Annotated in this window: 13 protein-coding genes; 9 read left to right on the top strand and 4 right to left on the bottom strand. The window is 39.5% G+C overall.

Going from position 1 to position 15,449, the window contains the following annotated elements; genetic code table 11:
• Positions 1 to 655: 655 nt before the first annotated feature.
• The 3 genes from aroQ to accC are packed head-to-tail and all read left to right on the top strand — an operon-like array spanning position 656 to position 2,932.
• Positions 656 to 1,105 carry a type II 3-dehydroquinate dehydratase gene (aroQ, locus tag EAH57_RS06030; RefSeq protein WP_121929259.1) on the top strand — a complete coding sequence of 150 codons (450 nt, stop codon included), beginning with the start codon at positions 656 to 658 and terminating at the stop codon, positions 1,103 to 1,105.
• A 25-nt stretch (positions 1,106 to 1,130) separates the two neighbouring features.
• A complete protein-coding gene (accB, locus tag EAH57_RS06025) occupies positions 1,131 to 1,550 on the top strand; it encodes an acetyl-CoA carboxylase biotin carboxyl carrier protein (protein WP_004670891.1) in 420 nt (139 codons plus the stop codon).
• Between the two features lie 17 nt (positions 1,551 to 1,567).
• On the top strand, positions 1,568 to 2,932 hold the full coding sequence (accC, locus tag EAH57_RS06020; protein WP_121929258.1) for an acetyl-CoA carboxylase biotin carboxylase subunit: 1,365 nt from the start codon (positions 1,568 to 1,570) through the stop codon (positions 2,930 to 2,932).
• Positions 2,933 to 3,001: 69 nt separating this feature from the next.
• Here the strand turns inward: accC and EAH57_RS06015 are convergent, their stop codons facing one another.
• Complete coding sequence (locus EAH57_RS06015; protein ID WP_121929430.1) at positions 3,002 to 3,478, bottom strand: hypothetical protein; 477 nt, start codon at positions 3,476 to 3,478, stop codon at positions 3,002 to 3,004.
• Between the two features lie 196 nt (positions 3,479 to 3,674).
• Between EAH57_RS06015 and EAH57_RS06010 the strand changes: the two genes are divergently transcribed.
• Positions 3,675 to 5,165: an amidase gene (locus tag EAH57_RS06010; RefSeq protein ID WP_121929257.1), complete on the top strand. Its 1,491-nt coding sequence runs from the start codon at positions 3,675 to 3,677 to the stop codon at positions 5,163 to 5,165.
• On the opposite strand, the gene EAH57_RS06005 is transcribed toward EAH57_RS06010, so the two are convergent.
• Both EAH57_RS06005 and EAH57_RS06000 read right to left on the bottom strand, forming a co-directional pair.
• Complete coding sequence (locus EAH57_RS06005) at positions 5,162 to 6,340, bottom strand: MFS transporter (protein ID WP_213071143.1); 1,179 nt, start codon at positions 6,338 to 6,340, stop codon at positions 5,162 to 5,164. The two genes, EAH57_RS06010 and EAH57_RS06005, sit on opposite strands and share 4 nt — an antisense overlap.
• Positions 6,341 to 6,561: 221 nt before the next feature.
• On the bottom strand, positions 6,562 to 7,950 hold the full coding sequence (locus EAH57_RS06000) for an amino acid permease (RefSeq protein WP_121929256.1): 1,389 nt from the start codon (positions 7,948 to 7,950) through the stop codon (positions 6,562 to 6,564).
• A 355-nt stretch (positions 7,951 to 8,305) separates the two neighbouring features.
• Here EAH57_RS06000 and fahA point away from each other — a divergent pair, with 355 nt between their 5' ends.
• The 4 genes from fahA to EAH57_RS05980 all read left to right on the top strand — a co-directional run bounded on the left by fahA (position 8,306) and on the right by EAH57_RS05980 (position 11,940).
• The gene (gene fahA / locus EAH57_RS05995; protein WP_121929255.1) at positions 8,306 to 9,613 is read left to right on the top strand and encodes a fumarylacetoacetase; all 1,308 of its coding nucleotides are present in this window, start codon (positions 8,306 to 8,308) and stop codon (positions 9,611 to 9,613) included.
• A complete protein-coding gene (gene maiA / locus EAH57_RS05990; protein WP_121929254.1) occupies positions 9,600 to 10,232 on the top strand; it encodes a maleylacetoacetate isomerase in 633 nt (210 codons plus the stop codon). The genes fahA and maiA overlap by 14 nt, the downstream gene beginning before the upstream one ends.
• Positions 10,233 to 10,251: 19 nt before the next feature.
• Positions 10,252 to 10,800, top strand: a complete 549-nt coding sequence (locus EAH57_RS05985; RefSeq protein ID WP_121929253.1) for a VOC family protein — start codon at positions 10,252 to 10,254, stop codon at positions 10,798 to 10,800.
• Positions 10,801 to 11,160: 360 nt separating this feature from the next.
• Positions 11,161 to 11,940 carry an IclR family transcriptional regulator gene (locus tag EAH57_RS05980; protein ID WP_005196748.1) on the top strand — a complete coding sequence of 260 codons (780 nt, stop codon included), beginning with the start codon at positions 11,161 to 11,163 and terminating at the stop codon, positions 11,938 to 11,940.
• Between the two features lie 82 nt (positions 11,941 to 12,022).
• Here EAH57_RS05980 and hppD read toward each other — a convergent pair whose 3' ends face one another.
• Positions 12,023 to 13,078, bottom strand: coding sequence for a 4-hydroxyphenylpyruvate dioxygenase (gene hppD, locus EAH57_RS05975; RefSeq protein ID WP_121929252.1), 1,056 nt, complete (start codon positions 13,076 to 13,078; stop codon positions 12,023 to 12,025).
• 700 nt (positions 13,079 to 13,778) lie between these two features.
• On the opposite strand from hppD, the gene EAH57_RS05970 reads away from it, so the two are divergent.
• Entirely contained in the window at positions 13,779 to 15,449 is a 1,671-nt protein-coding gene (locus EAH57_RS05970; RefSeq protein WP_121929251.1) for an FMN-binding glutamate synthase family protein, read from the top strand.

Raw genomic sequence — 15,449 nt, 5'->3', positions numbered from 1 at the left:
AATCAAAGCAGTCTCTTAAGTAATAGTGATATTACTCAAATAAAGCTTATCTTTTTCGGACATTTTCATGTCATTAACTGCCATCGAAAATATAGAAATGCATCACTTTTGCCAATTCATAAACGCCGAGTGATGCCTAACAAACAATCAGCTTGGCAGATTAAGCTAAATGTAGTCGCTGATTCAGCGATAGCATGCTACAAGCCAAGTGCTGATATGCATAAACATCTAAATAAATAGGTTTACCCCACATGTATGCAAAAACATAAAAGCAAATAAAAACAATATATTAAATTAATACACTCAGGCTTATTTTTTAATTTGAATGTACTTAGGCATTATAGATCTATGGATCACAAATTAGTTAAATATCATATTATTTAATGCATATTGACTGTCAAGTTACACAAATCCTCTGAACCAATTGATGTAATTCAGTTTAGAATATTAAAAAATAAAATAAGGTGAATTTTGTCATTTTTTAACATTGCCAATTCCTTGCAAAGTTTTCATTATATGCACCATGCTTGGTATGCGAATTTCTTAATTGATGAAAAGAAATTATAAAAAAATTGTAGAATTTTGTGCCATAATAAGCAAACTTTGCAGACATCTTGCAAAACACATTTGCAGTTTTAGAATTGGAGCAGGCTGAATGAGCTCAACCATTTTGGTGATTCACGGACCGAATTTAAACTTGCTAGGAAAGCGTGAACCAGAAGTTTATGGCCATCTTACTTTAAGTGATATTGACCAACAACTCACCGCTCAGGCTAAAAATGCGTCACTTATACTAGATACATTCCAAAGTAACTGGGAAGGTGCGATTGTTGATCGTATCCATCAGGCACAAAATGAAGGGGTGAAATTGATCATTATCAACCCCGCTGCCCTGACTCATACTTCAGTTGCTTTACGCGATGCCCTGCTTGGTGTTGCGATTCCTTTTATTGAAGTTCATTTGTCAAATGTTCACGCACGTGAAACATTCCGTCATCACTCATATCTATCAGATAAAGCCATTGGCGTGATTTGTGGCTTAGGTGCTAAGGGTTACTCCCTTGCACTCGATTACGCTATCGAAAAAATTCAATCTTCTAATTAATTAAACATTTCAGGAATGCTCACTCATGGATATCCGTAAAATCAAGAAACTCATCGACCTGATGATTGAATCTGACTTACAAGCGATTGAAGTTAAGGAAGGTGATCAATCCATCTCATTGACTCGCCCAACACCTGTCTATGCATCTGTCGCGGCTGCACCAGCGGCTTCAACTCCAGCAGCAGCACCCGTTGTAAAAACGCCACGCGGTGCGGTTGAAACCTCACCAATGGTCGGTGTGTTCTATGCAGCACCAAGTCCTGGTGAAGCACCTTTTGTCAAAATTGGTCAAACGGTATCTGCAGGTGAAACCCTAGGGATCATCGAAGCAATGAAGATCATGAACCCAATTGAAGCAACTCAAAGCGGTGTAATCGAAGAAATCTTAGTGAAAAACGGTGACGTCATTCAGTTTGGTCAACCACTTTTCCGCTACCGCGCCTAATACATCTGGGGATTTCTATGTTGCAAAAAGTATTAATTGCAAACCGTGGTGAAATCGCTTTACGAATTACTCGGGCTTGCAAAACACTTGGTATTAAAACCGTTGGTATTTATTCTGATGCTGACAAAGATTTGATGCATTTACGCTTTGTAGATGAAGCAGTATGTATCGGACCGGGTACCACAAGTGAAAGTTATTTAAATATTCCTGCAATTATTACTGCCGCAGAAATCACTGGTGCTGATGCAATCCATCCGGGTTATGGCTTTTTATCTGAAAATGCCGAGTTCGCTGAGATTATAGAAAGTTCAGGTTTTACTTTTATTGGTCCTCGTCCTGAGCATATTCGTCTCATGGGGAACAAAGTTTCTGCAATTATTGCAATGAAAAAAGCAGGTGTACCAACCGTACCTGGCTGTGACCACGCTGTTACGATTCATAATGCGCTTGCTGAAGCCAAAGAAATCGGCTTCCCACTGATCGTAAAAGCCGCATCTGGTGGTGGTGGTCGTGGTATGCGTATTGTTGAACGTGTGGATACGCTACTTGAATCCGTTCAAGCTGCACAACGTGATGCAGAAATGTGGTTCGGTGACGATACCGTTTATATGGAACGTTTCTTACAGAAACCTCGTCACGTCGAAGTACAAATCCTCGGGGATGGTAATGGTCATGCGATTCATTTATATGATCGTGATTGTTCATTACAGCGTCGCCATCAAAAGGTGCTAGAAGAAGCACCTGCGCCGAATCTTCCTGAACAAGCTCGTGCTGATATTTTAGAGGCTTGTGTAAATGCCTGTAAGCTTATGCAGTATCGTGGCGCTGGTACGTTCGAATTTTTATTTGAAGATGGCGAATTCTTCTTTATCGAAATGAATACACGTGTTCAAGTTGAACATCCAGTCACAGAAATGGTGACGGGTATTGATATTATTGAACAACAACTTCGTATTGCTGGTGGTTTAGGCTTAGACCTTCAACAAGACGAAATCGAAGTCAAAGGCCATGCGATCGAGTGTCGTATCAATGCCGAAGACCCAACCAACTTTATGCCTTCTCCTGGCAGAATTGACAACTTCTACGCACCGGGTGGCGCGGGTATTCGTTTAGATTCTCATATCTATCAAGGTTACAGCATCCCGCCCTACTATGACTCAATGATTGCAAAACTCATTGCACATGGTAAAGATCGTGAAACATCTTTAGCGCGTATGCGTCAGGCATTAGATGAAATGATTTTGACAGGGATTAAAACCAACATCCCTTTGCATAAAGACTTGATTTTGAAAGATAAGAATTTCTGCGAACAAGCAATGGATATTCATTATCTCGAAAAACATTTACTGAAACAGCTTGAACCAAAAGCTGAAAAAATTTAAATAAAAGCTGTAATAAAAAACACCGCTTATGAATCATAAGCGGTGTTTTTATTTATTGAATTAAATGACCTAAGGTAAAACACGGCGTAAGGTTGCAAAGCATTTTTCGCCTTTCTCGTTCGCACAGAAATCAATGGTATGTGGGTTCGACCATTTTACAAAGTATTGAGAAACTTCCCCAGTTTGATCGACTTGCTGACCTGAACAGTCCACTTCATTATTATCATATTTAATTTGTAGTACCAGTGCTGGCAAACGCTCTTTATGATCCTCTGAAGGCTGATAGTCATACATGCCATACGACCACTCTTTGCCACTTTTTACCACAACTTCATTCATTCCACGAAAGTTATAGTATTCAACACATTTTTTATTATTGGGTATTTCCATTCCCCACAACCCCATAATTTCAGGGCGATTGGTGACACGTATATTATTCACCGAAGTCATAGCTTGAGCTGTTACAGTCTTCGCGTTTACTGCTGTTTCAGCGATTGCCCCTGTTGAGCAAGCCAACAATAATCCAATAATATAAATATTTTTCATAGATTTAATTAAGTTATCATCTAAACTTTCCATAGCTTTAACTTAGCATATTTTTGAGTAAAAACACTGAAACATAACCATATCAACACAATATTTTTGTGCTGATATTTATTTGATTGTTCTATCGGTTTTTTAAGGTATTCTTATTGAATACAAATATTTAATTTATAAAAGTTTAGCTTTAGGGATCAAAGCCATGAAATTTTCAGAATATCTTCAATATGATGGTTTGGGTTTAGCTCAATTAGTCAAAGATAAACAAGTTCACCCCTCAGAGCTACTCGAAATCGCATTACAACGCACTGCACAAATCAACCCTAAACTAAACGCTATCATTATTCCTATGTATGAGCACGCTAAACAACGCTCCCAACAACAACTTATAGGTCAATTCGCTGGTGTTCCGTTTTTAGTGAAAGATTTATTCCAAGAATATCAAGGCATACCAACCTCTTTTGGGAGCCATGCCCTTAAAAAAATCAATTATACACCTGACTTTAATGCGGAAATCGTCAATCGCTGGGAACAAACAGGGATTATCACTTTTGGGCGAACCAATACCCCAGAATTTGGAATCAAAGGCATTACTGAACCTGATGCTTGGGGCGCTTGTCGCAATCCTTGGAATTTGAAACATAATAGTGGTGGCTCATCAGGTGGTTCTGCCTCAGCCGTCGCTGCGGGTCTCGTCCCGATCGCAGGTGCTGGTGATGGCGGCGGATCAATTCGTATTCCTGCATCGTATTGTGGCTTATTTGGACTAAAACCAAGTCGTGGACGTACACCATGGGGACCTCAATCGGGTGAAGCCATGCATGGTGCAGCGATGCAGCATGTGTTATGTAAAACCGTGCGCGATAGTGCGGCTATGCTAGATGCGGTGCAAGGTCCTGAACAAAGCTCACTTTTTACGATTCAAGCGCCTGATCAAAAATATTTAGATATTATCCAACAAGCACCGAAAAAACTGAGAATCGCATTTAGCACGCATTCACCGATTGGAACAAAAGTTTCTAAAGACGCGATTCAGGCCGTTCAACAAACGGCTAAACTTTTAGAATCTTTAGGACATATCGTGGTCGAAGATCGTCCAAACATAGACGGCTTAGCGCTGGCTAAAGACTTCATCACAACATGGTTTAGTCAGTTCACTTATATGCAAGCACAAATTAAACACATGTCAGGCTCAACAGATGCTGATTTCGAACTTGATTCATTAACCTTAGCTGCCTTTGGTGCAAAAACAACTGCAACCGAATATATTCACACACTCAACAATTGGGGACTGTATAGCACCCAAATGAATATTTTCTTTGAAAAATACGATCTATACCTAACCCCAACAACTGCATCGGTCGCGCCTAAAAATGGTGAAGTTGCCACACCTGCTTGGCAAAAGCCCATTTTGAAAGCTTTATTAAAAGTTGGAAAAGCGCATTATCTCGCACAAGGCAAACTAGTCGAGAAAATGGTGCAAGATAATTTAAGTTGGGTTCCCTTTACTCAATTAGCCAATGTCACTGGTTTACCTGCCATGTCCGTACCGCTGTATTGGAATAAAAATGGTATGCCTTTGGGTAGCCAGTTTATTGCACCTTTTGGACGTGAAGACCGTTTGCTACAACTCGCCGCACAACTCGAGCAAGCACAACCATGGATACCGCAGTATAAAAATATTCAGATCTAATTAGATTGCTGTGCTGTCGACTCCACCTGATTCGGCAGCCAAACCACAAGCATTAACCCAAACAAGACAACTACACTGGCACACAGAAAAATGGTCGGACCCGAAAGAATCTGCCAATAGTACCCTGCCAACAAACTTCCTGAAGCAACGCCCAGCCCCCACATCGTGCTGTACAACGCTTGACCTCGACCTTGTTGCTCTGCTGAAAAGTTTTGGAAAATCACTTTCATTGCAATCAAATGAAATAGTCCAAAACTAAAGGCATGCAAACATTGTGCTAAAAGTTGCCCGATGAAATTAGTGTCTAATATTCCCACGAGAAACCAGCGAAGACTGGTAAATAAAAGACAAATAACCACCAAGTTCCGCCATGAAAAACGGGTGAAAAACAGTCTTTGTGCCACCGCAAACATCACTATTTCAGCGATAACACCCATTGCCCATAGGCTGCCTATCTGTGTTGTGCTAAACCCGATTTCTTTGAGAAAGTTGCTATAGAAACTATAAAATGGTGCAAGTGAAAATAATAGAATAAACTCGATCGTAAAGAATGCTGCAACCAGTGGTTTTTTTAAAACTGGCCATAAAGGTTCTAATTTTTTCTGAGAACTTGGTGCGTGCTCAGGTTCTTTAATACTGAATGACCATAGAAAAGCCAAAAATGAAATCACTAAAAGTAAAATAGGTAGCATTGAGATGGGGATGATTTCTAATAGTGCCCCTATTGCAAATACCCCAACAATAAAACCGACTGAACCCCATTTACGAACTTTCCCGTACAATTCAGCGCGCTTTTCACCTAACCAAAATAGAGTCACACCTTCAAACTGCGCCAAGATCGCATTTTGAAAAAAACTGAAGATCAGCATCAGCAATGCCACAGATTGAAAGCTATTTGGAATTACAAAAATAGCAAACCAGATACAGGCTTCCATCCATGTGGCAATACGCACCAACAGCATTCGTTTCCCTGATTTATCTGCTATCCAACCCCAAATCAGCGGCGCAAAAAAACGAGTAATGATTGCAATAGAAGATAAAATACCGATTTCTTGATAATTGAAGCCCTGATCTTGCAGATACAGGTTCCAATAAGGCATGAATGTTCCAACGATTGCATAATAAAACAGGTAGAAACCACCCAATCGAGTTTGAATACTTAAAGAAGGAAACAATTCAAAAGCCTTTTGATGAACAACGTGATATCAAGCCAAAAATGCAAACTTATTTTAGATTGATGAACCAACAATTCTAGCTTAGATAAAACAATAATACTTCAACCAAAGCATGGACGATTTGTTGTTATGAACATTGGTAGCCACATTTTAGCCATTACAAAAAAAATAGGGCTGAAAACGAATTCAACCCTATTGATATAAAAACTCAGAAATAGTCTTTAAACATCAGTTCCTAAAGCCATACTTGATTCTGCGTTTTTCAATTTTCTCAGCTTAAAGACATAAGTCAACATTAAGCAGAGGATCCACGCAGGAATCATCATCACAGCAATACGCATATCTGGTGAAAGTGACATCACCACAAGAATACCTAGCATAAATACGATACAAAGATAATTACTAAATGGGTAAGCAATACTTGGAAACTTGGTGCTCTGCCCTTGTATTTGCATCGCTTTACGGAACTTAAGATGTGTCCACGAGATCACGATCCAGTTAATCACAATCGCAGCAACCACCAACATCATCAACAAAGCAAAGGCTTTTTCTGGAAATAAATAGTTGATCAATACACACAAGACCGTCACGAAAGCGGATACCAACACAGCATTGGTTGGGATACCACGTTTATTGATCTGTTTTAAAAACTTTGGTGCATTGCCCTGCTGTGCTAAACCGAGCAACATACGACTGCTGCAATAGCTTGTGCCGTTATAAACAGAAACTGCGGCTGTCAAAATGACAAAGTTCAACATGGTTGCCACACCGTGGCTGTCTAATGAAGCAAATACCATCACAAATGGACTGCCACCCTCGATCATTTGATTCCAAGGGAATAATGCAAACAAGATGAACAGCGTTGCGATATAGAAAATCAAAATGCGGTAAATAATTTGATTTACAGCCTTAGGTAAGGTTTTATCAGGATCACGTGCTTCAGCCGCCGTGATACCAAACAATTCGATCCCACCAAATGCAAAAATAATCACAGCCATCGCCATGACTAAGCCTTCAACACCAAATGGAAAGAAACCACCCAATGCCCAAAGGTTACTAATACCAGCCTGTGGACCTGCCGTACCCGTTGCAAGCAAATAAGAACCGAAGCCAATCATGGCTAAGATGGCTAAAATTTTGACGATAGAGAACCAAAATTCCATCTCTCCAAACAGCTTCACATGCAATAAGTTAATGCCGTTGATTAAGAGAAAAAAGGCCAATGCCGATGCCCAAGTTGGGATTTCAGGCCACCAATATTGAATATAGAGTCCAATTGCCGTCAGCTCAGCCATACAGACGAGAATATTGAGTACCCAATAATTCCAGCCAGACATGAAACCTGCAAACGAACCCCAGTATTTATTCGCAAAATGACTAAATGAGCCACTAACTGGCTCTTGAACCACCATCTCACCTAACTGTCGCATCATTAGAAATGCAATTAAGCCTGCGATTGCATAACCTAAAATCACTGACGGACCTGCCAGCTTAATAGATTGTGAAATACCAAGAAACAGTCCTGTACCAATCGCACCACCTAGCGCGATAAGCTGGATGTGCCGATTGCTCAAACCATGTTTCAGGTTTCCTTGCGATTGTTTTGACATATGATTATTCTCATCCTTGTCACGTAATTTTATTGTATTAAATTACGTATATCATAAATTAATCCAAAATGCCTATAGTTGATCGAAAAATAATTAATTTACTTTTCTCGTAACCGCGCATATAAGCAGAAAATTCAACAAATAACAATAATTATGTTATGTGTAATTAAATTATGTATTGCGTAATTAATTATTTTCAGTATGATAGAAATCATAACGTTCACTCCTCTTGCGAGATCAAGCTGAAAGAAACTTATAATATTTTCAATATATCTATATATTTCAAACAATTGATCAATAAAGTGAGAAGCTTAAAGGTAAACCCTGAAAAAATTAAGACAAGGAAAGCAAAATCATGACACAGCATTTAACTTCTTTTCTTGAGATTGACCCTCAATCAGATTTCACAATGCATAATTTGCCGTATGGTATCTTTAGTGAAATAGCTCAAGCTAATAAACGCGTCGGTGTTGCCATTGGCGACTGGGTGATTGATCTTGCGGTATTAGAAACACACGGCTTGTTGCAACTTGATGGAAATCAAAACTATTTCAATCAACCGACATTGAATACATTTATTGAGTCTGGCAAACAAAACTGGCAAAAAGTGCGTCAAACCCTACAAAACTTATTGTCTGTAGATAACCCAACACTACGTGATAATGCTGAACTACGTCATTCGGTTTTTCACCCACAAAATGCTGTAACTTTACACTTACCGATCCATGTACCTGGCTATACCGATTTCTATTCATCTAAAGAACATGCCACCAATGTCGGTACCATGTTTAGAGATCCTAAAAATGCCCTTCTTCCTAACTGGAGCGAACTTCCAGTTGGATACAATGGACGGGCGAGTTCAGTTATCGTTAGTGGTACAGATATTGTTCGCCCTTCTGGACAAATCAAACTCCCAAATAGCGAACGTCCAATATTTTCAGCAACACGCAAACTCGATTTTGAATTGGAAACTGCATTTATCGTGGGCAAAGCGACTGAGCTTGGTCAACCTATCTCGATTGAAGATGCATCAGATCATATTTTTGGTATGGTTTTACTCAATGACTGGTCAGCACGTGATATCCAACAGTGGGAATACGTACCGTTAGGACCATTCAATGCCAAAACTTTTGCTAGCGCTATTTCTCCATGGGTGGTAACGATGGAAGCACTGGAACCGTTCAAAGTCAAAGGTCCGGCGCAGCAACCACAACCGCTCAGTTATTTACAAGAAAATATCGCCAATAGCTACGACATTCATCTCAGTGTCGAAGTACAAACTCCACAATCGCAAAAATCAGAAGTGATCTGCCAAACCAATTTTAAATATATGTATTGGTCGATGGCACAACAACTGACACATCACACTATCGCAGGTTGTAATGTGCAAGTTGGCGATCTGATGGGCTCAGGTACCATTTCAGGACCAACCGAAGACTCGTACGGCAGCTTACTTGAACTAACGTGGAATACCACCAAACCATTAACCCTTTCAAATGGTGAAACACGTGGTTTCTTAGAAGATGGCGATCGCGTCGTGATGAAAGGTTATTGTGAGAAAGATGGGATTCGGGTCGGTTTTGGTCAAGTCGAAAATACCATCCTTGCAGCACATAAGTTTGAATTTAATCAAACTGAGGAAGAGAGCTATGAAACTGTATAGCTATTTCCGTAGTTCCGCTGCATATCGCGTACGGATTGCATTGAATATAAAACAGCTTGCCTATGAAACTCAGCCGATTCATTTAGTAAAAAATGAACAGCAGCAGGCAGATTATCAAGCACTGAATCCAAGCCAATTGGTACCGACGCTAGTTGATGCGAATCAGACCTTGTTGCAATCCATCAGCATTTTGGAATATTTGGAAGAAGCTTACCCTGAGGTCGCTTTATTACCAAAGAATATTGCTGAACGAGCTAAAGTACGAGCCTTTGCTCAAGCTATCGCCTGTGATATTCATCCACTCAATAATTTAAGAGTGTTGAAGTATTTACAACAGGATCTTGGGCTAAATGATCAGCAAAAAAGTAACTGGTATCAGCATTGGATGTTGCAAGGCTTTCAGAGTTTAGAAGCACAGCTTCAGGATTCTAATGGGCAGTTTTGCTTTGGTACACAAGCCACATTTGCTGACTGTTGTTTGATTCCTCAAGTTTATAACGCAAAACGTTTCAAAATTGATTTAGCTGCGTTTCCAAAGATTGAATCCATTTATCAACACTGTTTAACGCTTCCTGCATTCTTGCACGCAGCCCCAGAACAACAACCAGATTGGGAATAAAGATAAAAGGAGTTTTATGATGAGCTTTGCAATTAAAAAAATTCACCACGTCGCCTACCGTTGTCGAGATGCGAAAGAAACCGTGGAATGGTATAAAACCATGCTGAATATGGACTTCATTTTAGCTTTTGCAGAAGATCACGTCCCTTCCACTAAAGCCTTTGATCCTTATATGCATTTATTCCTCGATGCAGGTCAAGGTAATGTCTTGGCATTTTTTGAACTGCCAACGCAGCCTGAAATGGGCCGCGATGAAAATACACCACAGTGGGTTCAACATATCGCTTTTGAGGTTGAAGACCACAATGCCTTATTAGATGCAAGAGCACATCTTGAAGCCCATGATGTGAAAGTACTAGGTGTTACCAATCACGGTATTTTCCATTCAATTTATTTCTTTGATCCAAATGGACATCGGCTAGAACTCACTTATAACGATATACATGCCGATGCCAAAATTGCGCGTATTACCGAAGAAATGAAGTCAGAAATGCTCGACGAGTGGAGTCGTACTAAACGTGCCCCGCATCATACCCATTTCTTACATGAAGATGAGTTAGGTGCTTAGAGATGCGCTATGCAAATGCAATGCTGAAAGATAATGCCAGTAAAAAGACACGTTTTCAGTATAAACGCATAGCATAAACAATGTATAAATCGGCATTGAAGATATATTTACTTCAATGCCGATTTTTTATTATCTAAATATAGGAAAATTGATAAATGAGAGGCATATTTTGCTGTGATACAAACGAAATGCAATTCCATGCGAAAACAAATGTATGCTTATACGATTCACCTATTTAAGTCATTTAAAAAGATGATTTCTATTTTGCGACCTGCTCAGGCATTATGTGCAGAACTCGTAAAATCGAATACCAAGATCAAACCAATACTGCTAGATGAATTGTAGATGAAGGGTTATTGAATGATTGAAGAAAAGTTATCTGGTGGGGTTCAATCACTTGAGGTGGGATTATCCGTTCTCAATGCCCTTTTGGAACATAATAAACCGATTATTTTAAAAGAGCTGTCCAGTCAACTTGATATGCATCCAGCTAAAGTACATCGTTATCTGGTCAGCTTGATCCGTATGAATTATGCAAAACAGTTGGAAGGTGGTCAGTATGCATTAGGCGACCAAGCTTGGCGTTTAGGGCTTAGTTGCATTCAACATACTGATGTTCTACAACTGGTTCAGCATCTGATCTATGACCTACAGAGTAAAATTGGCTGCGGTATTCAGATCAGTAAATGGTCACCTAAAGGTCCTTTAGTCGTACAATCGATTGAATCAAACCACCCGATTTCAATTGTGACCAAAGTCGGCTCAACCATGCCTTTGGTTAACTCTGCGGCAGGTCGTATTTTTGCATCTTATTTGCCTGAAGCTGTGATTCAGCCGTTGATGTATGCCGAATGGGAAAAAGCGGCACAAAACCACTATCCAATTAAACCATCGAACTGGGATGAATTCTTAGCACTCAAAGAAACCACGCTACAGCATGGCATGGCGATCGCACAAGGTGATCTGCTGGTGGGCATTAATGCGGTTGGTCTACCTATTTTTAATGCACAACATGCCATGGAGTTTTGTATTGTTGCTTTGGATAGTGAAATGTTCCTACCTGTACATGCAGGCAGTGAAAAACTCGAATTATTCAAACGTGAAGTTGCAGCAATCAATCAGTATATTAAAACGCGTTAATTTTTAAACCATCTTTTCATCCTAAAAAATCAAAAAAGCCAAGAATCGATTCTTGGCTTTTTAGTATAGATTTCCGAGATATTTATTTGGTTTCTAATACACCACGACGGATCTGATCACGTTCAATCGATTCAAATAATGCTTTGAAGTTACCTTCACCAAAGCCATCATCATCTTTACGTTGAATGAACTCAAAGAAAACTGGCCCAAGCATATTTTCAGAGAAAATCTGCAACAACAGCTTCTTCTGACCATCCTTAGTATTGCCGTCTAATAAAATACCGCGCTTTTGTAATTCATCCGTCGGTTCACCATGTTCAGGCAAACGCTCTTTCAACATTTCATAATAGGTTTCTGGCGGTGGCGTCATGAACTTAAGCCCTAAGCCCTTCAACTTATCCCATGTCGAAATAAGATCATCGGTAATGAATGCAATATGTTGAATGCCTTCACCATTGAAATCTGCTAAGAACTCAGCAATTTGACCATTACCTTTGTCAGAATCTTCATTTAATGGAATACGAATCAAACCATCTGGTGCAGTTAAGGCTTTAGAGGTCAAACCTGTATATTCACCTTTGATATCAAAATAGCGAATTTCTTGGAAATTAAAGATTTTTTCGTAGAAATTGGCCCAATAATCCATGCGTCCTTTATAGACATTATGGGTTAAATGATCAATTTCATTTAAACCAGCACCGCGTGGATTACGTTCAACATCATCAAAGAAAATGAAATCATTCTCATAAATATCACGATCTACGAGGAAAATCGGCATACCACCGATGCCTTTAATCGCTGGGATATTCAGTTCCATTGGCCCTGATTGAGAATGCATCGGTTCTGCACCTAGCTCGACTGCATTCTTAAAGGCTTTTGCAGCATCACGAGTTCTAAAACCCATTGCACATGCTGAAGGACCATGCTCTTTAAAGAAAAATGAAGCATAAGATTCAGGTTGATAATTCAAAATGATATTGATATTACCCTGACGCCATAAATACACTTTTTTAGATTTGTGTTTTGCGACTTTTGAAAAACCAATTGTCTCAAAAATTTGATCTAATCCATTTTCCGTCGAAACAAACTCAATAAAAGCAAATCCACAAAGTTCTAATGGGTTATCTAAAATGTCCATCTAGTTTCCCTTATCCTTATTGAGATAAATTCATCCGTTTTAATGCTAAGCACGATGATATGGATCTATAGATAATCATTTAATCATGACTATCACCGTTAAAACGATCTAAAAGATCACAACATGTGTAAGCGTTAACAGAAAAGGCATACGGTGTTTTTATATATCGGTCAAAAGCATCCGTGTTAAAACCTTTTCCTTTCCTTAAGTAAGCCAAATACAACGCTAAAAAAGCATGTCTAAGCATTGGCTACCAACTTAAAATTCATGCTACAAGAAAGATTCAATTTATGCAATACATAATTTGATTATGTTATGTGTAATTATTACGATTTATACGAACTCTACTCTGCTTAATCGAACACCCCATATTGCGGGGTCAGCGTGATTTAACGACAAATAGGTTTATATCTAAATCCGACCATGGTCTCAATACAATAAAACATGAATATTCCACTAAATGAATAGCAAAATGTATAAATAACCTCGAAGCGCGTCAGCACGTTAAAAGTTCACTAAGCAATAAAAAGATGTGTAGTAATAACCATCTGAGAAGAATACAAAATTTGATGTATGTACATTGGAATTGATTTTAGCCGCTTTAAGAGAATCATTCTCAGACCTAACAATTCATTACTTGTAGTTATATCTGGTTCTTGGCATGGTTGCTTCATTGTTTAATGATAGGAATCTCTTGCCTATGGCTAGTCCAGCACAAGCGATAAGACATAAATTACTCAACACATTTTTTTCAAGACATTCTGTTTGGTTTCTTTGTATTTTTATCGCTTTAAGTATTACTTGGTTCAAAGCAACGTACACTCCACATACCATTTACTATTTTATTTCTGACACGCTGCTAAATGGGCTTTGGCTAGTAACAACTTTACTCAGTCTAGTGGGATTACATGATTTGCTGCAAAAGAAACATGCCATATTGAGAAACTATCCAATTTTGGGTCATTTCCGTTTCATTTTTGAAGACGTACGTCCTGAAATTCGTCAATATTTTATTGAAGCAGATCAAGACGCATTACCTTTTTCACGAATGCAGCGTAGCTTAGTTTATCAACGCGCCAAGAATGAAAATGCAGATAAACCATTTGGTTCAATTATCGATGTATATGAGCCGAACTATCGTTTTATTGTCCATTCCATCGCACCATGTCCACCTGCTGATCCTGCCTCTTTTCGTGTTCAAATTGGTAATGCTCAATGTCTTCAACCCTACAGTGCCTCCATTATGAATATCTCAGCAATGAGTTTCGGAAGTTTAAGCGCAAATGCAATTCGAGCATTGAATCTGGGCGCAAAAATGGGGCATTTTTATCACGATACAGGTGAAGGCAGCTTGAGCCCTTACCATTTAGAAAATGGCGGCGATATTGTTTGGCAAATTGCCAGTGGCTATTTTGGCTGTCGCACGCCTGAAGGGCTTTTTGACCCTGAGAAGTTTGCGTTACAAGCTAGAAGTCCGCACATTAAAATGATTGAATTGAAGCTATCACAAGGTGCTAAACCAGGTCATGGTGGGATTTTACCGAAGCATAAAATCACTGAAGAAATTGCACGTATTCGCGGTATTTCCAGAGATCATGATTGTGTTTCACCCTCTAAACATCCGAGCTTTAACACGCCAATTCAAATGATGCATTTCATTCAGCAACTAAGAGAGCTGTCTGGCGGTAAACCTGTTGGTTTTAAGCTGTGTATTGGGCAGCCTTGGCAGTTTATGAGTATCGTGAAGGCTATGCTCGAAACAAAGATTGTGCCTGACTTTGTGGTAGTAGATGGTTCTGAAGGTGGTACAGGTGCTGCGCCGATTGAATTTAGTGATTACATCGGCACACCATTAAGAGAAGGTTTACGCTTCGTACACAACACCTTGACCGGTGCTGGTTTACGCAGCCAAGTCAAAATCGGTGCAAGTGGAAAGATCATCAGTGCATTTGATATCGCCAGCACTTTTGCTTTAGGTGCTGATTGGGTCAACTCCGCACGTGGGTTTATGTTTGCAGTTGGTTGTATTCAAGCGCAAAGCTGTCATACCAACCAATGTCCTGTTGGGGTCGCCACACAGGACCCAGATCGCCAAAAAGCGATTGATGTGCCAAGTAAGTCCGAACGCGTGTTTAGTTTTCACAAAAACACCTTACATGCATTATCTGAAATGATAGCCGCCGCAGGCTTAAGCCATCCTTCAGAGATCAAAGCCCATCATTTAGCACAACGTATGAATGATCGAGAAATCAAAAACTATGCACAAATTCATTTCTTTCTCAAAGAAAAAGAATTGCTACAGAGTGACTTAGAGGATGATGAGAATTTCTACTATCGGATGTGGAAAATGGCAGATGCCACTAAGTTTTAA

This window comes from Acinetobacter sp. 2JN-4, from assembly GCF_003687745.1.
GTDB classification, from domain to species: domain Bacteria; phylum Pseudomonadota; class Gammaproteobacteria; order Pseudomonadales; family Moraxellaceae; genus Acinetobacter; species Acinetobacter halotolerans.
Note: the sequence above shows the minus strand (reverse complement) of the source record. Positions and strands in the feature narration are given on the sequence as shown.

Excerpts from the sequence above, each read along its gene's own strand:
- aroQ (WP_121929259.1), top strand. The coding sequence starts at position 656 with ATGAGCTCAACCATTTTGGTGATTCACGGACCGAATTTAAACTTGCTA.
- accB (WP_004670891.1), top strand. The coding sequence starts at position 1,131 with ATGGATATCCGTAAAATCAAGAAACTCATCGACCTGATGATTGAATCT.
- accC (WP_121929258.1), top strand. The coding sequence starts at position 1,568 with ATGTTGCAAAAAGTATTAATTGCAAACCGTGGTGAAATCGCTTTACGA.
- EAH57_RS06015 (WP_121929430.1), bottom strand. The coding sequence starts at position 3,478 with ATGAAAAATATTTATATTATTGGATTATTGTTGGCTTGCTCAACAGGG.
- EAH57_RS06010 (WP_121929257.1), top strand. The coding sequence starts at position 3,675 with ATGAAATTTTCAGAATATCTTCAATATGATGGTTTGGGTTTAGCTCAA.
- EAH57_RS06000 (WP_121929256.1), bottom strand. The coding sequence starts at position 7,950 with ATGTCAAAACAATCGCAAGGAAACCTGAAACATGGTTTGAGCAATCGG.
- fahA (WP_121929255.1), top strand. The coding sequence starts at position 8,306 with ATGACACAGCATTTAACTTCTTTTCTTGAGATTGACCCTCAATCAGAT.
- maiA (WP_121929254.1), top strand. The coding sequence starts at position 9,600 with ATGAAACTGTATAGCTATTTCCGTAGTTCCGCTGCATATCGCGTACGG.
- EAH57_RS05985 (WP_121929253.1), top strand. The coding sequence starts at position 10,252 with ATGAGCTTTGCAATTAAAAAAATTCACCACGTCGCCTACCGTTGTCGA.
- EAH57_RS05980 (WP_005196748.1), top strand. The coding sequence starts at position 11,161 with ATGATTGAAGAAAAGTTATCTGGTGGGGTTCAATCACTTGAGGTGGGA.
- hppD (WP_121929252.1), bottom strand. The coding sequence starts at position 13,078 with ATGGACATTTTAGATAACCCATTAGAACTTTGTGGATTTGCTTTTATT.
- EAH57_RS05970 (WP_121929251.1), top strand. The coding sequence starts at position 13,779 with ATGGCTAGTCCAGCACAAGCGATAAGACATAAATTACTCAACACATTT.